Genomic DNA, 23,442 nt, shown 5'->3' with positions numbered 1-23,442 from the left:
CCAAGAATGGCGCCGTCGCGGATGGTGACCTGACACTGGCCACCGATGGCTGCAGTGCACGGGCCGCGCGGCCTCGGACTTCACCTCAAGCCGTACGAGTGACCGTGTTGCGCAGCGTTCGCCCCAACAAGGCCACGAAAGACGTCACGTTCACACGACCCGCCAGTGGGCTCATAGAACCCTTTCTTCTGCCGCGTCTTAGGCGCGCCGCCGACAAGGTCAGTCGGCAAGTTCAATCTGACGGATCGACGTCCTGGTGACGGCGAAGAGACCCGGACCATCCATCGCGGCGCTAGTCCAGATGGTCGACCGACTGGCGATGTACGCCTCGGCCATCTGCTCGGCAGTGAGGTTTCCCGAGGTCAGATAGAAGGCTCGGACGCCGAAGGCAATGATCGCGGCGCGTTCCTCTGGTCGGTAGCGGATCCGCTCGTCCTTCGCTAGCACCGGCCAGCCGTTGCTACCAGCCAACTCAAGCCAATCGCGGTCGGTCACGGCTTGTCCTGACTGCTCGCCGTAATGCTCCGCCATCGTGACGAGGTTCCATCCGTCGGCGCGGAGCAGTCGGGGCAATCGAATGCGTCCCAGGCTGCGATCTACGAAGAATGTCGGCCCGGTCACGATCTGGGTTCAGTGCACTAGGACGGCAAGGGCGTCTTCGAGCTCGGCCCGCGGGATTCCGTACTCCTCGGACACTACGTCGATATCACGCTCGGCTTTGAACAGCGAGATCGCATCTTCCAGACGAACACCCGCCCGTCTAAAGATTGGCTGACCGAAGGACCGGCCTACGTCAGCCACCAAGTCGGCTTTGCGGAACCCAGGGAGCGGGATAGCTGTCGCGAACCCATCCGATCCAAACTGAATTTGCTTGAGGTAGTCCTGAACGACCTCATTGAAGACGTGCTGGCCGTGCCGGACGACCACCAGGTCTCGGACGGCCTCGCGCTCATCTCCGCCGGCCTCCTCTCCGTAGTCGAACAAGACCTCCGCACCATCCGTGTAGAGCTTCTTCGACGCCAGGGCGTGAGCCAGTCCGAAGTCTTGGTTCAACCGCTCGAGGGCTGGTCTGATGCGCTGCATCGGAACGCCAGTCCTTCGAATGGCGCTGAGCGCATAGCCCTCAGCCAGCCCAATGAACGGGATGTTGGGTCCACGCTGACTCAGCCTCCGCACAGTGCTCAGAATTGCGGCCCCATGGACCTCTCGGCCTTGCACGACGGCGTGATACCCGCGCGCCCAATTTCGGAAGGTCGTCTCAGACAGCGCCAAGAATCTAGCGGCCTCTGCTTGCGTGTAAAGGGGGGCGCCGAACTTGTCGACAGCCGCTTCCAGTTCGACAACCGTCATCTTCACCTCCCTGGCTCCGGCTCAAGCCAATCATGGCGCACCACACGCACGGGCGCCGCCACACCTGCGCTCATGGGGAACAAAAGGCAGGAGGACCGCCACGACATAAGGCGTCGCGACAGTCTCTAGCATCACTCAGCGCAGGGGCCCGGTCTTGGTCAAGGCTGCTCGGACCGCACAAGCCGCAGGACGACGCCGCCCTCTCCGCAGCGGTGGCCCTCGGGCCGCCACCGGTCCCCCGCCTCGGCCGACAGCGCCTCGGCCTGCGCGGCGTCGCCGAGCTGCAGCAGCAGGCTGCCGCCCGGCACCACGTGCCGACCGGCCACCTCGACGCACAGGCGGGCGACGGCGAGGCCGTCGTCGCCGCCGTCGATGGCGAGCAGCGGGTCGTCCGGGAACCGGCCGACGGTGTCGCTGGTGACCCACGGCGGGTCGGCGAGCACCAGCGCGAACCGCTCGCCGTCGGCCAGCGCGTCGTCCATCGGCGCCTGGCGCACCTCGACCAGGTCGGCCAGCCCCGCCCGGCGGCTGTTGTTGCGCATGAACACGCAGGCCGGCTCCGAGACGTCGACGGCGACGAGGCGGCGTCCGGTGAGCTGCACGGCCAGCAGGCCGATGTGGCCGGCGCCCGAGCACAGCTCGAGCACGGGCAGGTCGTCGCGGCCGACGTCGAGCGCGTCACCGAGCAGCTCGGCCGCCCAGCGCGACTGCATCGCCGTCCACGGCCGCGGCTCGAGCACGCGCTCGTCCCAGGCCACGACGAGCCCGTTGCCGAACGGCGTCTCGAGAACCTGGGTCACCCGCTCGACGCTAGGCGCGGGCGGACGACGGCCCGCCCACCTCGCCGGGGGAAGGCGACCACCCCCAGGGCTTAGCCCGCTCGGTCGTGTGGCGCAGCGCCTTCGGGTGTCAGGCTCAAGGGCATGGACCACGACCTCACCGGCCTCCGCATCGCCTTCCTCGTGCACAACTCCGGCGTCGAGCAGCCCGAGCTCGAGCAGCCCTGGCAGGACCTGCAGGGCGCCGGCGCCACCACCACGCTGATCGCCCCCGAGACCGGCACGGTGCAGGCCTTCACCAACGACGTCGAGAAGGCCGACACCTTCACCGCCGAGGTCGCCCTGGCCGACGCCGACCCCGACGCCTTCGACGCCCTCGTGCTGCCCGGCGGCACCACGAACGCCGACGCGCTGCGCCTCGAGGCCGACGCCGTCGCGTTCGTGACGTCGTTCACCGAGGCCGGCAAGCCGGTGGCCGCGATCTGCCACGCCCCGTGGCTGCTCGTCGAGGCCGACCTCGTGCGCGGCAAGAAGCTCACGTCGTACGCCTCGCTGCAGACCGACGTGCGCAACGCCGGCGGCAGCTGGGTCGACGAGGAGGCGGTGGTGTGCGCCGAGCGCGGCTTCACGCTCGTCACCAGCCGCGACCCCGACGACCTCGACGCCTTCGTCGCGGCCGCCGCCGAGGTCTTCGCCGGCTCGCGCGACTAGCCCTGCCTCAGCCGGGCTCGGGCGCGCCGCGCAGCTGCCCGGTCTCGACCAGCTCGTCGGCGACCTGGCGGATCTTGATCTCGGCGGTCGAGGCGACGCGCGAGAGCAACGAGAAGGCGGCCGGGGCGCTGATGCCGTAGCGCTCCATGACGATGCCGGTGGCCTGGCCGATCACGGTGCGACTGTCGAGCGCGACCCGCAGGCCCTCGACGTCCTCGGCGCCGGCCACCGCCACGGCGATGTGGGCGGCCAGCGCGACCGCGCAGTCGACGGCCTCCTCGTCGAAGGCGTGCGGCTCGCGGCTGTAGAGGCACAGCGCGCCGAGCGTGCCGCCGTGGGTGAAGATGCGCACCGACAGCGCGCTGCGCACCCCGGTCTCGTCGACCACCGCCGCCGCCCAGGCCGGGAACCGCGGCTCGTCGAGCAGGTCGTCACTGTGGACGACGGGCTGCTCCCAGACCGCCTCGATGCACGGACCCTCCTCGAGCTCGTCCTGCAGGGCGCCGATGCGCTCGACGATCGGGTCGGTGGCGCCGTGGATGCGGATCTTCTCCTTGCGCCTGACCAGCGACAGCCCGGCCGCGGTCGCCCCGTCGACGCTGGCCAGCGCCGTGCGGGCCGCCAGGTAGTAGAGGTGCTCCATGCCCCCCGCGGTCCAGGCGGCCTGCAGGTCGCGAGCCGCGCCGGCCATGCGCAGCGTGCTCGACGCCGTCTCCGTCTCCGTCTCCACGGTGCCTGATGGTGCCAGCGTCGCCCGACACACGACACCCCACGTCGGTATGAGTGCTTTACATTGACCGTCTGCCGGGCCCCCCAACCGGCGCCGAGGGAGTTCTCGATGCACCGCCGTCTCGCCGTCCTGCTCACCCTGCTGCTGCTCGCCGCCCTGCTCACCGCGCCGGCCGCCCGGGCCCTCACCGACACGTGGGCGGGGTGGACGCCGCTCACGGGCCGCTCCAACGACTACGCCGGCACGATGCAGCAGGCCTCGACCGGCTTCCCGCGCGCGGTGCTGGCGAGCGACTCGCGCAGCAACGTGCAACTGCCCTCCGGCGCCTCGACCTTCCTCGGCACCCAGACGCCCCCCGGCGCCAAGTACGGGTCGAGCCGCAACGCGTCGTACGTCGTGCTGCGCCCCCGCGCCGACACACCCACCGGCGCCTCCACCACCACCTACACCTTCGACGCGCCCACCCCCGACACCGGCTGGGCGTTCGTGCTCGGCGACGTCGACGCCGACCGCGTGCAGGTGCGTGCCACCGACGCCGACGGCACCCGCGTGCCGGCTGCCGAGGTGAGCAGCTGGTTCGCCGGCACGTTCAACTACGCGGGCGGCACCGACGTCCCCACCTGGGACGGCGACACCTCCACGCTCGAGGGCAACGCCGGCGCGGTCGACACCGACGGCGCCGCGGGCTGGTTCGAGCCGACCCAGCCGCTGACCAGCCTCACGTTCGTCTTCACCCGGCGTGCCGGGTTCCCGGTCTACCAGACCTGGTTCGTCAGCCGCGCCCGACCGATCGGCGGCCAGGTGAGCGTGCCGGACGACGCCACGCTCTGCGACGTCACCGAGGCGCGGTTGACCCTCACCGCGCCCTCGGGCGAGGTGCTCGCCACCACGAGCCCCGACGCCGGCGGCGCCTACTCCTTCGGCGAGCTGGCGACCCAGGCCGGCTACGTCGTGCGGATCACCCCCGGCGAGGACTGCGTGGTCGACGGTCCGGCGCAGGACACCTCGGTCGACAACCGCGGCGAGGACGACGCGGCCGGCTCGCGCGCCGACTTCGCCCTCGCCGACGTCGTGCCGCAGCCCATCAGCGGCACCGTGCGCGAGGGCGAGGGCCCCGACGGCCCGCCGGTGGCCGGGGCGACCGTCACGCTCACCCGGCCCGACGGCTCGACGGCGGTCACCACCACCGCACCGGACGGCTCGTACCTGTTCGACGAGAACCCGCGCGGCGCCGGCTACACCGTAGCTCTGTCGGTGCCGCCGGGCTACGCGGCCGGGGACGACGGCACCGAGCTCGACGTCGAGGTGGCCGGGCAGCCGCTCACCGGCCGCGACTTCGGGCTGCGACGGCTGCCCGCGGTGACCGGCACCGTCACCGGCGGCGGCAACCCCCTGGGCGGCGTCGCGGTCCGGGTGACGCCGGTCGGCGGCGGCCAGGCGCTGACGGCCGTCACCGACGGCGAGGGCCGCTACGCCGTCGACGGCCTGCCGGCCGGCGACTACACCGTCGAGATCGTCCGGCCCGAGGGCTACGGCGGGGACGACGACCGCGCGGTCACCGTGGCCCGGGCCGCCGTGGTCGCGGACTTCGACCTGACCCGCCCGGGCGCGATCGGGGGAACGGTGACCGACGCCGCCACCGGCGCCCCCGTGCCCGACATCACCGTCGCCCTCGACGGCCCCGGCCCGGCGGTCACCGTGACCACCGACGACGAGGGCCGCTACTTCGTCGACGGCCTCGACGCCGGCGAGTACGTCGTCACCCCCGCCGCCCCCGACGGCACCGAGGTGGTCGGCGGGCCGCGCACGGTCACGATCACCGACGCCGGCGAGGTGCGCGGCACGGTCGACTTCGGGCTGCGCGAGGCCGATGCCCCCTCACCGACGCCGTCGCCCACGCCCGAACCCACCTCGGAGCCCTCGCCCACCGACCCGACCACGGAGCCGTCGGGGCCGTCGGGGCCGTCCCCCACGGCCGGGCCCACCGACGTCGCCACTCCCACGCCGGCCGTGCCGCCGGGTCCGGGATCGTCCGGCCCGGCCCTGCCGTCGACCGGCGGTCCGCCGTGGTGGCCGGCCGCCGCCGGGCTCGGTCTGCTGCTCGCCGGGGTCGCGCTGCTGCGCACCTCGTCGAACCGCTCGGGCGAGGGCGCCAAGGGCGGTCGTCCCTAGCGTGGGGTGACGCGCGCGAGCGCCGCCGACGTAGCGACGGGTCCGGTCAGCCGCGCAGCGCGGCGCGGGCCCGCGGGCGCTGCCGGCCGAGGCCGCCGTCACGACCGCCGGGCCGGGCCCACCACCCGCGTGCGGAGCCGGACGCGCGCCGGTCACGGGGCCGCGCGCCGGTGCCCGCGACGGACGACGCCGGCGAGGGCGCCGCGGCCGCCTCGCGCACCAGCGCCATCAGCCAGGCGGTGGGGCTGACGTCCGCGGCGCGGAACGACCCGCACCGGTCCCAGGCGGCGCAGTAGGCCGCGCGCACGATGCGCTCGGCCTCACGCTCGCAGCCGCCGGACGCCGCCGCGCTCAGCCGCGCCAGCAGGTAGACCTCGTCGATGGTGCCGTCGTAGAACGCGGCGAACGCGCCGGCGTCCCGTCGGGCGGCCCGGTCGAGCAGGCCGGCGAGGGGGCTGGTGGACATGTGTCCACGGTACGGAGGGGCTTCTCACCCGTTCGGTCGAGGGAGAGCCCGCTCACGGCCGGGAACCAGGCAGCCATGTCGCTCGTTGGAGCCTGCGAGATGCGCAAGAGACCTCGACCAGCCCGGGTCACCCGACCACCGCACGACGGCACGGCGGGTGACCGATGACCGCCGTCCTCACCCTGCTCCTCGGCCTGCTGGTCGTGCTGGCGATCACCGCCGCCACCGGCTACTTCGTGGCGCAGGAGTTCGCCTACATGGCCGTCGACCGGTCGCGGCTCAAGGCCCGCGCCGCGGCCGGCGACGCCACGGCCGAGCGGGCGCTGCGCGTGACCCGCCGCACCTCGTTCATGCTCTCGGGCGCCCAGCTCGGCATCACCGTCACCGGCCTGCTGGTCGGCTACGTGGCCGAGCCGCTGATCGGCAGCGCGCTGGGCGACCTGCTCGGCGGCGTCGGCGTGCCCACCGGTGTCGGCATCGCCGTCGGCACCGTGCTGGCGCTGGCGTTCTCGACCGTGGTTCAGATGATCTTCGGCGAGCTGTTCCCGAAGAACCTGGCCATCGCCAAGCCCGAGCCGGTCTCGAACTGGCTCGCCCGCTCCACGCTGCTCTACCTCAAGGTCACCGGCCCGTTGATCTGGGTCTTCGACCAGTCGTCGAACCTGCTGCTGCGCGCCCTGCGCATCGAGCCGGTGCACGACGTCGAGCACTCCGCCACCCCGCGCGACCTCGAGCACATCGTCTCCGAGTCGCGCGAGAGCGGCGACCTGCCCGCCGAGCTGTCGGTGCTGCTCGACCGCATCCTCGACTTCCCCACCCAGGACGTCGAGCACGCGATGGTGCCGCGCACCCGCGTCGACGTCGTCCCGGCCGGCACCGACCTGGCCGAGGTCACCCGCCTGATGGCCTCGGGCCACTCGCGCTACCCGGTGCTCGACGCCGAGCACGGTGTCGTCGGCGTCGTCCAGCTGGTCGACCTGCTCGACGCCGCCCCCGGCGCCACGCTCGACGAGCTGATGCGCGAGCCGCTCGTGCTGCCCACCCGCATGACGCTGCCCGACGCGCTCGACGAGCTGGCCCGCACCCGCAACGAGCTGGCCGCCGTCGTCGACGAGCACGGCGGGTTCGTCGGCGTCCTCACCGTCGAGGACCTCGCCGAGGAGCTCGTCGGCGAGCTCACCGACGAGCACGACGACGAGGTGCCCCTCGACCCGGTCGACGCCGAGGACGCCGCCGACGGCCGCTGGGTCGTGCCCGGCGAGCTGCCGGTCGACGAGCTCGAGCGCCTCATCGACCAGGACCTGCCCGAGGGCGACTACCAGACCCTCGCCGGCCTCGCCATCGCCGAGCACGGGCGGCTGCTCGAGGTGGGCGACGTCGTCGAGGTGCGGCTGCCCGACGACCCCGGCGACCTCGTGCACGACGAGGAGCCCGCCCCCCGCCACGCCCGCCTCGAGGTGCTCGAGGTGGCCCAGCACGTGCCGTCGTCGCTGCGCGTGACCCTGCACCAGGTCGAGCCGGCCGCCCAGCCCGAGCCCGCCGGGGAGGAGTCCTGATGGACAACCCGATCGTGGTGGCCGTCGCCACCGTCGTCATCATCGCGGCGAGCGCGTTCTTCGTCGCGATCGAGTTCGCCCTCATCGCCGCGAAGAAGCACCGCCTCGAGGACGCCGCCCCCGACAGCCGGGCGGCGCGGGCGGCCCTGCGCAGCTCGAGCGAGCTGACGCTGCTGCTCGCCGGCGCCCAGCTCGGCATCACCGTCTGCGTGCTGGCGCTCGGCGCCATCACCAAGCCGGCCGTGCACTACGCGCTGACCCCGCTGTTCGAGGACTGGGGCGCGCCCTACTGGGCCGCCGACGTCGCGGGCTTCGTGCTCGCGCTGGTGGTCGTGACCTTCCTGCACCTCGTGGTCGGCGAGATGGCACCCAAGTCGTGGGCCATCGCGCACCCCGAGCGGTCGGCGACGCTGCTCGCCATCCCGATGCGCGGGTTCATGTGGCTGACCCGGCCGCTGCTGCGCGCGCTCAACGAGACCGCCAACTGGTGCCTGCACCGGGTCGGCGTCCAGTCGGTCGACGAGGTCGCCTCCGGGCAGAACCCCGACGACCTGCGCCAGCTCGTCGAGCACTCGGCCAACGTCGGCGCCCTCGACGCGTCGTACTCGCGCCAGCTCTCCGGCGCCCTCGAGCTCGAGACCCTCACGGTGGGCGACCTCGCCCGCCCGGGGGCCCCGACCGCCGTCCCGGCCGGCTCGACCGTCGCCGAGGTGCGCGAGGCGAGCCGCCGCACGGGCCACCTGCGCATCCTGGTGGGAGACGCGGCGGGCTACGACGGCCTCGTGCACGTGCGCGACACGCTGGAGCAGCCGCTCGACGCGCCGCTCGACCCGCTGCTGCGCGAGCTGATGCGGCTGCCGGCCGACACCAAGGTCTACGCCGCGCTCACCGAGATGCGTCAGCGCAGCAGCCAGCTGGCCGTCGTCTACGACCCCGACGACCCCACCCGCCTGGTCGGCCTGATCACCGTCACCGACGTCCTCGGCCACCTCTTCCCCCGCGCCCAGACCGCCGCCTGACCCTCCGGTGGTCTCGAGGCTCGTCGCCGGGGCTCCTCGCACCTCGACCATCGTGGAGCGCCCCGACGGTGGTCGAGGTGCGAGGCCGGCCACGGCCGAGCCTCGAGACCCCGCAAGGACCACGCGGACGTCCCCGTGGAGGGCCGGTGGTCTCGACGACGCTCGTTCCTCGCTGCTCGACCACCGGAGTCGCCCTCCACGGTGGTCGAGGTGCGAGGCCGGCCACGGCCGAGCCTCGAGACCCCGCAAGGACCACGCGGACGTTCCCGCGGACGGCCCTTCGACAAGCTCAGGGTCCGTGTGGTGGCGCTGCGGTCGAAGGGCCGGTGGTCTCGAGGCTCGTCGCCAGGGCTCCTCGCACCTCGACCATCGTCCGAGCCCGACCCCCACGATGAAATGACCCCGGCCGGGCAGGTCCGGAGACCTGCCCGGCCGGTGGCCGCGTGCTGTGGTGCGGGTGACTACTTGGTGACGGTGTAGGTCACCGGCTTGCTCTTGCCGGAGAGGTACGTGGCGTCACCGGGGTAGGTGGCGACCATCGTGAGCTTGCCGGCCTTGCGCGGGGTCACGGTGAAGACGGCCTTGCCGTTGCGCACCGCGGCCTGCTGCTTCTTGCCGCCGACCGTGAGCGTCACCTTGCCGGTGGGCTTGATGCCGTTGACGGTCTTGACCGTCACCGTCGCCTTGACCGGCTTGCCGACCTTGCCCGACGCCTTGCTGAGCGCGACCGACACTGCGGCCGGCGCCTTGCGGGCGGTGACGGCGGTGGTGGCCGTCGACGGCTGGTAGCCGCCGGCGCCCTCGTAGCTCGCGGTGAAGGTGGTGCGGCCGACGGTCGGCACCTTGACCGTCGCGGTGAAGCGGCCGGCCGACAGGTTGCCCTGCGCGACGACGCTGCCGCCCCGGCGGATCACCACGCGACCGGTGGGGGCGTCGCCCTCACCGCTCGCGGTCACGGTGAGCTTGGTGGTGGCGCCCCGCACGAGCGACGTCGGGCTGGCGCTCAGCGCCAGCTCGCTGGGGGCCGACAGGTCGACCACCTGAGCCTTGTCACCCACGTGGTTGTGGAAGTGCAGCATCAGCACGCCGAGTCCGCCGTCGGCGGCGTACGACGCGGCGTTGCGGGTGACGTTCAGCGTGTCGCCGTCACGGTCGAGCATCAGCGGGGCCTCGCCGCCGTTGTCGACGACGATCGCCGGGCTGTAGACGTCGGTCGAGAGCTGCAGGTCGCCCGTGGCGGGGTCGACGCCCACCAGGTCGATCGGCTGCGACGAGTAGGCCGAGTAGGTCTCGACGCCGTAGCCGATGCGCGGGTTGTCGACGTCGATGCCGTAGGAGGCGAGCGCGGCGAGGCTGACCGGCAGCATCTGGACGTCGCTGTCGTAGGCCGCCATGTCGGTGTCGCCGAAGCGGGCGTCGAGCAGCTGGAGGTCGACGACCCCCACGGCCGGGTCGAGCAGCTGGGAGACGAACGTGTCGTCGTCGCCGAGCCGGGTGTTGTAGAGGAACAGGTCGGGAGCCTTGTCGCCGTCGACGTCGAGGTCGATCTGGTAGTAGATCTTGCTCGCCGGCGTGCTGACGGGCGCGTGGGCCGCGACCGCGAAGTAGGCGAGGCTGTCGTCGACGTTCTGGTAGAGCGGGTAGTCGCTGGTGACGCCGACGTACTCGATGTCGGCGGCCCGCTCCTCGGGCAGCCGCAGGCACGCGAAGGTGACCGTCTGGCTGCAGAACGGCGACTGGCCGCTGACGGCGGTCAGCTCGAAGCCGGCCGCGATCGAGCGGACGGCGTCGGTGAAGTCACCGTCGTTGGCGCCGTTGGTCTGGCCGACGCCGACGTCGCCGCCGCTCATCGCCAGGGTGGCCTCGTCGACGCCGGGAGCCATCGGGACGCTGTCGGGCTGGGTCATCGTCGACGCCGGGCGCGGCGCGGCGTAGACCGGCACCCGCAGCTGCGGCTGCGCCTGGGTGCTCGGGGTCAGGAGCACGCGACCGCTGGTCTCGGCCAGGGTCTCGACCGGGTAGCCCTGGACGCCGACCGGCGGCATCGTCGGGTCGACGGTCTTGGTGAGGGCCGAGGGGTCGGGCGCCAGCAGCGAGACCTGGAAGGTGGCCGACGAGCGGGGCCCGACGGTCACCGAGTCGGTGTCGAGCAGGACGTCGACGCCGGGCACCTCGGTGATCGGGTCGTAGGAGAGGTTGTAGGTGATGGTCGACAGGCCGGTGTTCTGCACCGTCACGGTGCGGTGCAGGCTGGTCGGCCCGCTCACCTCGACCGGGCCGAAGGAGACGCTCACGGTGCCCGGGGCGTCGGCGTTGTAGGCGACGACCTCGGTCTCGAGGGCGGGCTGGGCCTGGATGCGACCGGCGCCGACCCGGTTCGGGCCGTAGACGTCACCGGTGTGGAAGTCACCGGTGTAGACGTCCTGGCCGGCGGTGTTCATGATCGCGGCCTTGACCTGCTCGGGCGTCCAGGCAGGGTGCTCGGAGACCACGAGGGACGACAGGCCGGCCACCATGGGCGCCGACATCGAGGTGCCCGAGAACGAGACGCCGTCGGTGCCGCCGCCGGCCTCGGTGGAGAAGACCGTGGTGCCGACCGCCGCGACGTCGGGCTTGAGGCCGTCGGTGGCGTGCAGGTTGCGCGAGGAGTCGGTGTTGACCTTATCGTTGTTCTCCCCCAGCACCTGCTGGAAGGCGGTCGGCTGCGTGCCGTTGATGACGACGGTCTGCCCGGCGTTGATGGCCGCGGAGATCGCGTCGGCGGGCGACTTCGCCATCAGCACGCCGGGGATGACGGCGCTGCCGTTGATGCCGCCCGAGAAGTTGTCGGCGGAGTTGTGGAAGACGAACCCGATGGCGCCGGCCGCGGCCAGGTTGCCGCCGCGGGCGATCGAGCCGCACTCGAGGGCGTCCTGGGTCCAGGTGACGAGCGCGACCTTGCCGTCGACCTTGGCCTGGTCGGTCGAGTTCAGCGGGTCACAGGCGGCAGCGTTCGCGCCGGTGAGCTCGACGACCTGACCCTGCAGGTCGGGCTGGGTGTCCCAGTCGTAGAGCACCGCGCGGGAGGACGCCGCGCGCTGCGGGGCGCCGCCGGCGACGCTGAAGTAGGTCGCGTCGACGACCTCGGAGGCGTCCTGGGTGTTGGCGACGGTGAGCAGCGTGGGCGCGTTGCCCGGGGCGCCGCCGACGTCGCGGACGTCACCGGAGTTGCCGGAGGAGGCGGTCACCACGACGCCGGCCGCGACGGCGGCCTCGGAGACGGTGGCGTCGGCGTCCTCGGGCGAGCCGAAGGTCGAGCCGAGCGACATGTTGATGACGTCGACGTGGTCGGACGGGTCGCCGTCGCCGTTGGGGTCGACCGCCATCTCGATGGCGGCACCGACGAGGTCGGTGGAGCCGAAGCAGCCGAAGACGCGGTAGGCGTACAGCTTGGCCGCCGGCGCCATGCCGGGGCCGATCTTCATCTGGTCGAACGGGGTGTCGGTGTCGTAGGACCCGGTGTAGGTCGAGCCGTCGGCGTTCTCACCGAGGCCGGCCGCGGAGCCGGCGACGTGGGAGCCGTGACCGTTGGCGTCGCAGTCGAGCGGGAAGTCGTCGGGCGACGGCACCGGGTTGTAGGTGTCGTTGTTGGGGTCGGCGTCGTAGTCGTCGCCGGCCAGGTCGTAGCCGCCGATGACCTTCTCGCTCGGGAAGCTCGGCGAGGCGCCCAGGGCCCCGAAGGCCTGCTCGTAGGCCTGACGGGTGCCGGGGCCGCCGAAGTTGGCGTGGGTGTAGTCGATGCCGCTGTCGATGATGGCGATCGTGGTGTCCTGGCCGAGGTCACCGCGGCCCTCCCACACCTGCGGGGCGCCCTGCAGCGGCACGGCGTAGCCGTTGGTCTGCTGCTTCAGCGCGATCGGGCGGACGGCGCTCACGCCGGCGATGCCCGCCAGGCGGGACGCGTCGCCCACGGTCGCGCGCACGGCGACGCCGGGCACGGTGGCGTGGGTGCGGTAGAGCACCGAGGCGCTCCTCGGCAGGGCCCGGACGACGTCGCGCTGGGCGCTCCTGATCTGGGCCAGGCGCGTGGACGCAGCGCGGGCCGCGGAGGCCTTGCTGCCGCCGCGGCGGGCGGCGGCGAAGGCGGCCGAGGTGGAGCGGCCGTCGAGCTCGAGCAGGTAGCTCTGCGGGCGCTTGCCCTGGCGCAGGCTCGGCGGGAGGCCGAGGTCGTCGCCGGCGGCGTCGTCCTGAGCGGCCTCGGGCTGCGACAGGTCGGCCGGGCCGGCGTTCAGGCCACCCGGGGCGGCGGGGTCGGGGGCGGCCGAGGCGGTGGTCGCGAGACCACCCAGCCCGGTGGCGCCCAGGGTGAGCGAGAGAGCGAAGGCGGCTGCGATTCGAGAGCGCCGCGCGGAACTGGTCAGCACAGCGGGCATCTCAGCACCCCCCGGCCCCGGCGTCCCGGGAATCGGCGAACTGGGACCGATCTCACCCGGTGGTGACCGGGGTGCGGTCGCCGGCCGCGAGCGCGGCCCGCAGCTCGTCGGGCGTGACGGCTCCCAGGCGCCCCCGGATCGAGTCGAGGACGGCGCGCACCGAGCGCGGCGTGAGGCCGAGGCCGTCGGCGATCTCGCGCTCGGGGGTGCCGGCCAGGTAGCGGTCGACCACGCCGCGCTCGGTCGTGGAGAGGGTGGTGGCCGGCTCGGGCCGCAGCGGGGCCGCGAGGCCGAGGTCGGTCAGGGCCCACGCGGCGGCCCGGTGGACGCCGTCGGCCCCCGAGACGCCCGCCAGCAGGGCGGCCTCGCGCAGCATCGGCTCGGCGTCCCCCGGCGTGCTGACCCCGGCCAGGGCGACCAGGCAGCGCGCCCGCTCGACCCGGGCGGTGCTCCCGGGGCCGCGGCTGAGCCCGCTCTCGATCAGCGCGAGCGCCTCGCGCAGGTCGTCGACGGCGCCGGGGCCGCCGAGGCGGGTCTCGAGGGTGCCCCGCTTGCGCAGGGCCTGCGCGACCGTGCGCGGCGCGCCCCACCGTCGGGCCCGCTCGACCTCGTCGTCGAAGAGCGCCCGGGCCTCGTCGAGCCGGCCCAGCCCGGCGAGGGCGCCGCCGCGCAGGGTGCGCCACGACCGCCAGGCCGGGTTGTCGAAGCCGCCCATGACGTGGCGCGACTCGTCGAGGCAGCGCAGCGACTCCTCGAAGCGGTGCTCGAGCAGGAGCAGTCGGGACTCGGCGTCGCCGAAGCGCTGGGCGCCCTCGCTCACGCGGTGGGAGTGCCGCACCCGCTCGAGGAACGCCCGGGCGGCGCCGAGGTCGCCGATCTCGGTGAGGACGTCGAGCAGGAACGCCTCGCCGTAGCCCGACGCGATGCCCTGCGACGCCCAGGCGTACGACATCTCGTGGCCGGCGGTGAGCACGTGGTGGGCCTCGCGCAGGTCACCTCGGCGCGAGAGCATCCAACCCCGCCACAGCTGCATGCCCAGGCGCGTGAAGAGGTCGCCGCGCTGGTCGGCCTGACGCAGCCCGGCGGACCACAGCGGGGCGGCGTCGCCGTCGCAGAGGTCGAGCACCTGCCCGGCGATCACCCAGAGCAGCCCGGTGTCGGCCTCGAGCAGCGAGCCGTCGGCCGTGCCGAACCGCACCAGCTCGAGCGCGCGCTCGCGGTCGCGCCCGTCGATGACCTGCTCCCAGGCGAGGGTGACGGCGAGCATGCGGGCGCCGCGGCCGGTGCCGACGATCTCGGGCGGCGTGGTGCGCCAGCGCGCGGGGTCGACGTCGTGCAGGTAGCCCGCGATCCGCTCGGTGGCGAGCAGCGCCTGCCGGTCGTCGAGGGCGTCGGGGTCGTCGGGGGGCAGCCGGCGTCCGGCCTCGTGCGCGAAGGCGGTGGCCGAGCCGGGCTCGCCGACGAAGACCAGGATGCGGCCGAGGGTGAGGGCGAGGTCGACGGTGGCGCGCGGGTCGTCGAGGGCGTCGTAGGCGCCACGCAGGTGCTCGATCGACGACGGCGCGTCGCTGATCGCCTCGGCCTGCCCGAGCTCGAGCAGCACCGCGGGCCGGACGTCGGCGGCCGGCGGCTCGCGCAGGGCGCGCCGCAGCAGCGTGACGGCCGCCTCGGGCGCGGCCCGCTCGCGAGCCCGGGTGGCGGCCGCCCGCAGCGAGGCGACCGCCCAGGCGTCGCCCCCGGGCGGGGCCTGCAGCAGCTGGGCGGCGACGCTCTCGAGCGGCGCACCCGCCTCGGCGAGCACCCGGGCGGCGCGCGCGTGGCGCATCTGCCGGTGGCCGGGGGCGAGGTCGCGGTAGACCGCGTCGGCGACCAGCGGATGCACGAAGCCGAGCGGGTAGTCGTCGCGCAGGATCTCGGCGCGCGCGAGCGCGGCGACGGCGTCGGCGGCCTCGCCGTCCTCGGTCCCGGCCAGCGCGGCCACCACCGGCAGCTCGGCGTCGCGGCCGAGGACGGCGACCGCGGCCGCGACCTCGGCGGCCGGCGCGGCCAGGAGGCCGAGCCGCATCAGCACCAGGCTCGAGACGGCGCGCGAGCCGATGCGGGTCACGACGTCGGCGTGGGCGGCGTCCGGGCTCACCTTCTCGCTCTGCAGCGCCCGCAGCAGCTGGCGCAGCAGCAGCGGGTTGCCGGAGGTGGTGGCGTGGCAGGCCTCGACGAACGCCTCGTCGGGCTCGCCGAGCCGGCCGGCGACCAGGTCGGCGACGCCGCCGCGGCTCAGCGGGCCGGGCAGCACCCGCTCGGTGGCGGGGTCGTGCAGCAGGTGGTCGAGCAGCTCGGCCTCGTCGTGCGGCTCGCCGGTGCGCAGCGTGGCCGCGATCAGCACCGGCAGCCCCTCGAGGCGGGTGGCGAGGTAGACCAGGAACCGCAGCGAGGCGGCGTCGCACCACTGCACGTCGTCGACGGCGACGACCACGGGGCCGCCCGCGGCGAGGTCGACCACGAGGCGGTACAGCGCGTGGGTGACGGCGGCGGCGTGGTCGCCGGTGGGGTCGCCGGCGCGTCCGAACAGCGGGGCGGCCGCGGCGGCGGCCCCGTCGAGGACGGCGGGGTCGGCGGCGACGACGTCCTCGAAGAGCTGGCGCACGGCCCCGAAGCCGTACTCGCGCTCGAGCTTGCTGCCGCGGGCGAACAGCACCCGGGCGCCGCCGTCGGCGGCGAGGCGGCGGGTCTCGGCCAGCAGCCGGGTCTTGCCGATGCCGGCGGGTCCCTCGACCACGACGCAGCGGCCGAGGCCGGCGGCGGCGTCGGCGAGGGCGTGGCGCAGCTCGTCGAGCTCGCCGTCGCGGTCGACGAGGTCGTGCTGGCCGGGGTGGGTCGGCCGTCGGGTCGCGGGCTCGGCGGCCGGGCCCGGGGACGACGGCGGCGCCGTCCGGGTGCCGGCCCGGGCGGCGGGCGCCTGCCCGAGCAGCGTCGGCGCCTGGCTGAGCACCTCCTCCTCGAGCGCGAGCAGCGCGGGGCCGGGGTCGACGCCGAGCTCGTCGGCCAGCACGGTGCGCGCCCGGCGCAGCGTGGCGAGCGCGTCGCCCTGGCGGTGCGCGCGGTACTGCGCGAGCACCAGCAGCCGCCAGCGCTTCTCGCGCAGCGGGGTGGCGGCCACGAGCGCCTCGAGCTCGGGCACCAGCGAGGCCGACTCCCCCTGCTCGAGCCGGGCTGCGGCGAGCTCGTCGCGGGCCAGGTCGCGCAGCTCGCCGAGCCGGGCCGCCTCGGCCTGCGCCCACGGCTCGTCGGCGTAGTCGCCGTAGGCGGCGCCGCGCCACAGCCCGAGGGCCTCGCGCAGCACGCCCGCGCGGACGCCGGGGTCGGGCGCGGCCAGCGCCGCGCCCACGAGCGCCTCGAAGTGCCAGGCGTCGACCGCGTCGGCGGCGAGGTCGAGGGCGTAGCCGACGCGGCTGCTCCTGATCACCGAGCCCGCCGCGCGCGCGGCCCGGTCGGGCTGCAGGGCTCCGCGCAGCTTCGAGACGTAGGCGTGCAGCGTGCCGAGGGCACCGGGCGGCGGGGCGCCGCGCCAGGTGCGGTCGGCCAGCTGCTCGAGCGCGACCGACTCGCCGCGGGCGACGAGCAGCAGCGCGAGGACGGCGCGCCGCTGCCGGCCGCCGAGGCCGACCGGGTCGCCGTCCAGCGTGGCGACGACGTCTCCGAGCACGCCGATGCGCAGGCCGTCGGAGGTCGCCGGGCCGCTGGGCACGGGCGGATCGTAGGCAGGTCGTCGCCGCGCGCGGAGAGCTTTCCGCCGACCGGGCCGGATGGCCGCCGCCCCGCGCGCGGGGGCCGACCGGCCGCGTCAGCGGGGCTCGGCGTCACGGACGCGCACCACGAGGCGCACCCGCAGGTGCCGGATCAGGACGTCGACGGCGAGGGTCTCGACGCCCTCGCGCTCGCGGTCGACCCGCGTCGGGACGCGGAAGTCGAGCACCCGCTGCCGCGGGCCGAGCTCGCGCGAGATGTGCATGCCGGCCTTCCACAGCGGCTGCGTCGGGTCGGTGTCGAAGACGTTCTCGCGCACCCAGGCGGCGGGCAGGTCGCCGACGCGCAGGCCCCGGCCGTCGGCGACCTTCTGCACGACGGGCACGGCGTACAGGCCGTAGTCGCGGCCGCCGGTGACGGTGATGCGGAAGACGGCGTCCTCGCCCTCGGTGATGGTGCGACGGGGAGCGTGGATGCGGAACCGCGGCAGCGGATCGTCGTCGAGCACGCGGGCGGTGACGACGCTGCGGCCGGTGGCGAGACCGCGCAGCGGGTAGGCCGAGACGGCGACCTCGACGTGGTAGTCGTCGCGGCGGTCGCGGGTGTAGGTCACCGGCACGGTGCCCGAGGTCTGTCCGGGCGGCACCACGACGACCGACGAGCGGCCGCGGTCGGTGGCGCCCACGCCGACGCCGACGGTGCCGACGGCGAAGCGCAGCGGGGTCTGGGACGGCGCGGTGAGGGTCCACGGCACGCGCACGGTGCGGGTGTCGTCGTCGGTGCCGCGCGGCGGCGCGCCCTCGCGGCGGGCCGGCAGCTGCCCGAGGTCGAGGCGGGGCACCGCGCCCGGCTCGACGGCGGCCAGGCCCGCGGGGGCGGCCGAGACGTCGGCCACCCACACCCGGCCGTCGCCGCGCACGGCCACGAGCCCGACCTCACGGACGTCGGTGAGGTCGACGTCGGTGCCGGGGCCGGCCGGGCGCGACGAGGCATCGACGACCACCGCCTGCGCCCACACCTTGCCGGTGCCCGGGGGCGCCGGCACCGGCGTGACGCGCACGCCGGTGAGCGGGTCGAGGTCGGCCGAGCGGCCGGCGCCGTCGGTGACGCGCACCCGCAGCGAGACCGCCCCGCGGTCGGGGTCGAGCAGGGTGCGCAGCTCGAGGCGGTCGGTGCTCAGGTCGAGCGGCCGGTCCAGGCGCAGCCCGCCGACCACGGTGGGTGCGGAGACGGCGTCCCAGCGCGCCTCGAGGAAGGTGCGGGTGGGCCAGAGGTCGAGGTCGGTGCGCCAGTGGGGGGTGACGGCGTAACCGACGTCGCGTCCGCAGGCCCGGCCGCCGGCCCCGTCGAGCAGGGAGCCGCGGCAGAGCACGGCCCCGGCCGTCGGGACGGCGTCGGCACCGGGGCGCCGCACGTCGCGGCCGCCGCCGATCGCGTGGCTGCGCAGGTCGGCGCCGGGCACCGACGGCAGGGCGGCGCCGGAGCCGTCGAGCAGCGGCAGGCCGCCGTCGTCGACGCCGGTGAAGAGCCGGGTGGCGGCGGTGACGAGCCCGAGGGCGACCTCGCGCTGGTCGGCGGGCGAGAGGCGGTCGGGGTGCGTGCGGCCGCAGACCTCGTCGGGCGCGCCCTGCCAGTCGTCGCGCGCGGCGGCGACGGCGGTGCCCGGCGTCCACTCGGTGTTGAACCAGTTGTGGTTGGCGCCGACGACCATCACGGCGCTGCGCAGCGCGGTGTCGTCGGCGAGCACGTCGCGGGCGGTGTCGACGTAGCGCTGGCCCTGCAGGTCGCTGACGTCGCCGTCGCACGAGGGCAGCGCCACGACGGTGGGGACGTGGGGCGCGGCGTGGGCGGCGACGTCGACCGGGGCGAGCAGCACCTGCCCGGCGATGCGGTAGGGCGCGTCGGACGGCGTCTCGGTGGCGGCGCGGTCGACGCCCTCGCCGCCGCGGCTGTGGCCGACGAGGACGACGCGGTCGAGGTCGAGGCGGTGCTCGGCGGCCAGGTCGACCCAGTGGGCGAGGTGGCGACGCACGAGGTCGGCGCGGGCGGCCGAGCCGCCGTCGAGGCGGGCGCCGTCCTGGGCGCTGATGCCGTTGGCGCGGATCGAGACGGTGGCGAAGCCCTGCGAGGCCAGGCGCTGCTGCAGGTAGTCGTAGCCGAGGTGGTTGGGCAGCTCGCGCTGCGGTGCAGCACACGGCCACGTGTCGGCATAGCTCGACGCGCCGGTCGTGGGGTCGTAGCACCAGCCGTGGCGGCCGTGCAGCAGCAGCACCAGCGGACGGGGGCCGGTGTCGGCGTCGAGCGCCGGCTCGACGACGTGGCCGACCATCTCGACCGGCTTCGGCAGCCCACGCACCTTCACCGGCGCCAGCTCGTAGTCGCTGGTGGTGACCGCGTAGGGCCCCTCGGCGGCGGGGTCGGTGGGCAGCGGCGTGCCGGTCGGGGCGGCCGTCTCGCCACGCTGCCCGGCCCCGGTGCCACCGGGGGCGAGGTCGTAGCCGGGCTCGTCGAGCCGGTCGCCGCCGAGGACGACGTCGAGGTCGGCCGGGTCGGGCGGGGCGACGGTCGCGACGTCGGCCACCACGGTGCGGCCGTCGGTCGCGACGGTGGCCGGCACCGACGGCCCGGCGCCGACGAGCGCGGGCCGGTCGCCGCCGACGGGCAACGGGGCGGGCGCCGTCCAGCGGACCCGCCAGCCGCCGTCGGGCCCGGGTGCGACGGACCAGTGGCCGGTGCCGGCGGCCGGTGCGGTCACGGCGGCCGGTGCGGCCTGCACGGGGGGCGGCACCGCCGCGGCCGAGGCCAGGACGAGGACGGGGACGACGAGGACGCGACGGCTCATGTCGTCAGCGTCGGGCGCCCCCCTTGCAACCGGCCTGCCGCCGCCTTGCACACCGCCACGGAGGGTCGACGGCAGCGCCCCCACACGGACCCTGAGCCCGTCGAAGGGCACCCGCGCGAACGTTCCCGCTGACGGCGCAGACGGCCAGTGGTCTCGAGGCTCGTCGCCAGGGCTCCTCACACCTCGACCATCGTCAGCCAGCGGTCTCGAGGCTCGTCGCACCTCGACCACCGTGGGACCGGCCCTGACGGTGGTCGAGGTGCGAGGCCGGCCACGGCCGAGCCTCGAGACCCCGCAGCGTCAGCGCGGACAGGTACTCCGGCTAGTGGGTGTCCTCGCCCGCGTGCGGGTTGGCGTTGGGTCCGGCCTCGACGTCGTCGGCGTCGGGGGCGTCGGGGTTGCCGGCCACGCCTTGGCTGTCGGAGATCTCCTCGGGCGCCCCGCCCATGCCGGAGCTGCCGGCCTCGGAGACCTGGCCTTCGTCGGTGTTCTCGCTCATGGCTCCAGCGTCACAGCCGGACGACGTCGCCCTGGTCACCCCGCCGCGTGACCGCGGCGTCGGTCGCGGCGGTGGCGGGGCGCGTGCGGGTTCGCGTTCGGACCGGCGGGCACCTCGTCGGCCGGCGGGGCGTCGGGGTTGCCGGCCACGCCCTGGCTGTCGGAGATCGGCTGCGGCCCCTCACCCAGGCTGGCCACCTCGCTGACCTGCCCGCCGTCGTCGTCCGCTCGATCGCTCATGCCTCCACGGTGGCAGGCCACGGAAGGCCCCCACCCACCCCCTCGGCTGAGGGCGTAGGTCGCACTAACCCGCGGTCACCCTCACGGTCACCGAGCCCTCGACGGCTGCGATGCGCTCCGGCGCGTCGCCGAGCAACCGGCCCAGCACGACGATCCCGTCGAAGTAGGACTGGTCGCCGTAGTAGAGGACCAGGTCCTGGCCGGGCGCGTAGTACCCCAGGTCGCCGACCGCCGGGTCGGCGCCGGCGGGTTGCCCGTCGAGCGAGAGCGGCGCGGGCAGACCTCCGCTCTTCTCGACCGCGCCGTGGTCGTCCATCTCGACCTCGAGCGGCAGCTGCGCGAGCAGGTCGCGGGCGGCGGCGCTGTCGTCGAGCTCGGCCTCGACGGCCTGTCCGCCGACCTCGATCGTGATGCGCACCGGGTCCTCCTCGGGTTCTGTTGGGGCGGGGGTCGCGGTCGCGGAGCGTGGAGCGCGGGTCTCGGGCGCCGGGGTCGTCGTGGGGCCGGCCGTCGTCGAGGCGTCGCCGGTCGGCGTCGGGTCGGATCCGCACCCGCCGAGGACGACAGCGGCGAGCGCGGCGAACCCGGCCGCGCGGCCGCCGATCACGGGCTGACCAGCACCTTCAGCGCCTCGCGGGCGTCCATGGCGCGGTACCCGTCGGGCACCTCGTCGAGGCCGATGGTGCGGTCGAAGACGCGGCCGGGCTGCACGCTGCCGTCGAGGACGGCGGGCAGCAGCTGCTCGATATAGGCGCGCGTGGGCGCCGGCCCCCCGGTGAGGGTGACGTTGCCGCCGAAGAGCGAGGTGAACCCGACGGGCGCCTCCGAGTACTGCGGCACCCCGACGCGGCTGATGGTGCCGCCGGGCCGCACGACGCCGAACGCCTGCTCGTAGGCGGGCCGGTGGCCCACGGCCTCGAGCACGACGTGAGTGCCGTGGCCGCCCGTGAGCTCGCGGACCCGCTCCACGCCCTCGTCGCCGCGCTCGGCGACGACGTCGGTGGCGCCGAACTCGCGGCCGAGGTCGGTGCGAGCGCGGTGGCGGCCCATGAGGATGACCTGCTCCGCGCCGAGCTGGCGGGCCGAGAGCACGGCCAGCAGGCCGACGGCGCCGTCGCCGATCACGGTGACGGTCCTGCCGGGGGCAACACCACCGCGCACGGCGGCGTGCCAGCCGGTGCCGTAGACGTCGGAGAGCGTCAGCAACGACGGCACCAGGTCGGAGTCGGGCGCGACGGGCAGCGCGACGAGCGTGCCGTCGGCCAGAGGCACCCGCACCAGCTCGGCCTGACCACCCTCGGTCGCCAGCCCGTCCCAGAACCCACCGTGCTCGCACGAGGTGTGGAGCCCCTCACGGCAGAACCGGCAGGTGCCGTCGGAGATCGCGAACGGCGCGACCACGAGGTCACCCTCCGCCAGCGTGGCGACGTCGCGACCGACGTCCTCGACGACGCCGATGAACTCGTGGCCCATCCGCGCCGGGCCGGACCCGGCCGGCATGGAGTGGTAGGGGTGAAGGTCGCTGCCGCAGATGCAGCTGGCCGTGACGCGCACCAGGGCATCGGTGGGCTGCTCGACGACGGAGTCGGGAACGGTCTCGACGCGTACGTCGCCCGCTTCGTACATCAGGGTTGCTCGCATGTCGGACTTCTCCTCCGTGGGGTTGCCGGGTGGCGCTGAACGGCAGTGGGTGGGTCAGGTGAGCGGGCCGCGGCGGGCCAGCACGGTCAGGGCGGTCAGGACGACGACGCCCGCGGCGACGGCGACGACCGGTGGGCTCGCGCCGCCGAGCGGGGTGGCGAGCAGGCTCGCGGTCACCGCGGTGCCGACGGCGGTGCCGGCGTTGAACATCGAGGTGGCCATGGCGCTGGGCAGGGTGGCGCCGGCGCCGCCGAGCCGCACCGCGAGGGCGACCAGCACGGGGTTGGCCGACAACCCGACGGCACCGAGGACGGCGAAGAGCAGCACGGCGACCGGTGCCGAGGTGGTGACCGCCAGCAGCGCGACGGTCGCCAGGGTCACGGCCGCTGTGGTGACCAGGACGCCGAGCGGCCGGCGCTCGCCGACGCGGCCGCCCACGACGTTGCCGACGAACGTGCCGACACCGAACACGGCGAGCGCCACCGGGATCATCGCGGCGCTCAGGCCGGCCCGTCCGCCGAGCAGCGGCGAGACGAAGCTGTAGACCGACAGCACGCCGGCGTTGACCGCGGCACAGGTGAGCAACACCAGCCACAGTCGACCCGACCGGAGAGAGGCCACCTCGGCTCGCACCGACGGGCGCGCCGCGTCGGGTGACCCCGCGGGCAGCCACCGCGCCGTGACGACCGCGAGGACGGCGGCCAGCACCGCGAGCGCGGCGAACGGCCCGCGCCAGCCGACGGCCTGGCCGGCCACGGCGCCGATCGGGACGCCCACGACGGTCGAGAGCATTCCGCCACCCAGCACGATGCCGAGCGCGGTGGGTGCCCGCTGCGGCCCGACGAGGCGGGCGGCCACCACGGCGGCGACGGCCCAGAACGTGCCGGTTGCCACGGCGGCGACGACGCGGCTCGCCAGCAGGACGCCGAGGCTCTCGGTCGTCGCGGACGCCACGTGGGCCGCCGCGTAGACGACCAGGGCCGAGACCAGGACGGCACGTCGCGAGAGCCGCAGGGTCAGCATCGGCAGCACCGGCGCGCCCACGATCATGCCGATCGCGAAGGCGGTGATCGTGAGCCCGGCGCGGGCCTCGGTGGTCGCGAAGTCGGTGGCGAGCTCGGGGAGCAGACCGGCGACGACGAACTCCGTGGTGCCCATGAGGAACGTGCCGGCGCCGAGCAGGTACACGACGGCGGGCAGCCTGGGGGACGGCGACGCCGGCGGCGGGCCGGGGACGGCGTCCCGGCGGGTGAGCGTGGTGGACAAGCGGGTGCCTCTCGCA

At 74.8% G+C, this 23,442-nt stretch carries 17 protein-coding genes; 4 read left to right on the top strand and 13 right to left on the bottom strand.

Annotation, left to right across the window (positions count from 1 at the left end; translation table 11 throughout):
• Positions 1–219: 219 nt before the first annotated feature.
• The 3 genes from ABEA04_RS05085 to ABEA04_RS05075 form a co-directional block, all read right to left on the bottom strand.
• Entirely contained in the window at positions 220–621 is a 402-nt protein-coding gene (locus ABEA04_RS05085) for a PIN-like domain-containing protein (protein WP_345455180.1), read from the bottom strand.
• Between the two features lie 9 nt (positions 622–630).
• On the bottom strand, positions 631–1,350 hold the full coding sequence (locus ABEA04_RS05080) for a hypothetical protein (protein WP_345455178.1): 720 nt from the start codon (positions 1,348–1,350) through the stop codon (positions 631–633).
• A gap of 158 nt (positions 1,351–1,508) precedes the next feature.
• A complete protein-coding gene (locus ABEA04_RS05075) occupies positions 1,509–2,150 on the bottom strand; it encodes a methyltransferase (RefSeq protein WP_345455176.1) in 642 nt (213 codons plus the stop codon).
• A 123-nt stretch (positions 2,151–2,273) separates the two neighbouring features.
• Here ABEA04_RS05075 and ABEA04_RS05070 point away from each other — a divergent pair, with 123 nt between their 5' ends.
• Positions 2,274–2,840 carry a DJ-1/PfpI/YhbO family deglycase/protease gene (locus ABEA04_RS05070; protein WP_345455174.1) on the top strand — a complete coding sequence of 189 codons (567 nt, stop codon included), beginning with the start codon at positions 2,274–2,276 and terminating at the stop codon, positions 2,838–2,840.
• A 7-nt stretch (positions 2,841–2,847) separates the two neighbouring features.
• Here ABEA04_RS05070 and ABEA04_RS05065 read toward each other — a convergent pair whose 3' ends face one another.
• Positions 2,848–3,570 (bottom strand): ANTAR domain-containing protein, encoded by a 723-nt coding sequence (locus ABEA04_RS05065; RefSeq protein WP_345455172.1) that lies wholly within the window; start codon positions 3,568–3,570, stop codon positions 2,848–2,850.
• 108 nt (positions 3,571–3,678) lie between these two features.
• On the opposite strand from ABEA04_RS05065, the gene ABEA04_RS05060 reads away from it, so the two are divergent.
• Entirely contained in the window at positions 3,679–5,742 is a 2,064-nt protein-coding gene (locus tag ABEA04_RS05060) for an MSCRAMM family protein (protein WP_345455170.1), read from the top strand.
• A 46-nt stretch (positions 5,743–5,788) separates the two neighbouring features.
• Here ABEA04_RS05060 and ABEA04_RS05055 read toward each other — a convergent pair whose 3' ends face one another.
• Positions 5,789–6,208, bottom strand: coding sequence for a sigma-70 family RNA polymerase sigma factor (locus ABEA04_RS05055; protein ID WP_345455168.1), 420 nt, complete (start codon positions 6,206–6,208; stop codon positions 5,789–5,791).
• 164 nt (positions 6,209–6,372) lie between these two features.
• Between ABEA04_RS05055 and ABEA04_RS05050 the strand changes: the two genes are divergently transcribed.
• Both ABEA04_RS05050 and ABEA04_RS05045 read left to right on the top strand, forming a co-directional pair.
• Positions 6,373–7,764, top strand: a complete 1,392-nt coding sequence (locus tag ABEA04_RS05050; RefSeq protein WP_345455166.1) for a hemolysin family protein — start codon at positions 6,373–6,375, stop codon at positions 7,762–7,764.
• Entirely contained in the window at positions 7,764–8,783 is a 1,020-nt protein-coding gene (locus ABEA04_RS05045) for a hemolysin family protein (protein WP_345455164.1), read from the top strand. Before ABEA04_RS05050 ends, ABEA04_RS05045 begins: the two co-directional genes overlap by 1 nt.
• Positions 8,784–9,244: 461 nt before the next feature.
• On the opposite strand, the gene ABEA04_RS05040 is transcribed toward ABEA04_RS05045, so the two are convergent.
• The 8 genes from ABEA04_RS05040 to ABEA04_RS05005 form a co-directional block, all read right to left on the bottom strand.
• On the bottom strand, positions 9,245–13,195 hold the full coding sequence (locus ABEA04_RS05040) for a S8 family serine peptidase (RefSeq protein ID WP_345455162.1): 3,951 nt from the start codon (positions 13,193–13,195) through the stop codon (positions 9,245–9,247).
• Positions 13,196–13,247: 52 nt separating this feature from the next.
• A complete protein-coding gene (locus tag ABEA04_RS05035) occupies positions 13,248–16,940 on the bottom strand; it encodes an ATP-binding protein (RefSeq protein WP_345455160.1) in 3,693 nt (1,230 codons plus the stop codon).
• A 96-nt stretch (positions 16,941–17,036) separates the two neighbouring features.
• Positions 17,037–19,781 carry a hypothetical protein gene (locus ABEA04_RS05030; protein WP_345455158.1) on the bottom strand — a complete coding sequence of 915 codons (2,745 nt, stop codon included), beginning with the start codon at positions 19,779–19,781 and terminating at the stop codon, positions 17,037–17,039.
• Between the two features lie 322 nt (positions 19,782–20,103).
• On the bottom strand, positions 20,104–20,280 hold the full coding sequence (locus ABEA04_RS05025) for a hypothetical protein (protein ID WP_345455156.1): 177 nt from the start codon (positions 20,278–20,280) through the stop codon (positions 20,104–20,106).
• Between the two features lie 35 nt (positions 20,281–20,315).
• A complete protein-coding gene (locus ABEA04_RS05020) occupies positions 20,316–20,519 on the bottom strand; it encodes a hypothetical protein (RefSeq protein WP_345455154.1) in 204 nt (67 codons plus the stop codon).
• Between the two features lie 64 nt (positions 20,520–20,583).
• The gene (locus ABEA04_RS05015; RefSeq protein ID WP_345455152.1) at positions 20,584–20,937 is read right to left on the bottom strand and encodes a cyclophilin-like fold protein; all 354 of its coding nucleotides are present in this window, start codon (positions 20,935–20,937) and stop codon (positions 20,584–20,586) included.
• A 185-nt stretch (positions 20,938–21,122) separates the two neighbouring features.
• Positions 21,123–22,160, bottom strand: a complete 1,038-nt coding sequence (locus tag ABEA04_RS05010) for a zinc-binding dehydrogenase (RefSeq protein ID WP_345455150.1) — start codon at positions 22,158–22,160, stop codon at positions 21,123–21,125.
• Positions 22,161–22,214: 54 nt separating this feature from the next.
• Positions 22,215–23,426 (bottom strand): MFS transporter, encoded by a 1,212-nt coding sequence (locus ABEA04_RS05005; protein WP_345455148.1) that lies wholly within the window; start codon positions 23,424–23,426, stop codon positions 22,215–22,217.
• Positions 23,427–23,442: the final 16 nt, after the last annotated feature.

The sequence above is a fragment of the Nocardioides marinquilinus genome (assembly GCF_039543705.1).
Lineage (GTDB): Bacteria > Actinomycetota > Actinomycetes > Propionibacteriales > Nocardioidaceae > Nocardioides > Nocardioides marinquilinus.
Note: the sequence above shows the minus strand (reverse complement) of the source record. Positions and strands in the feature narration are given on the sequence as shown.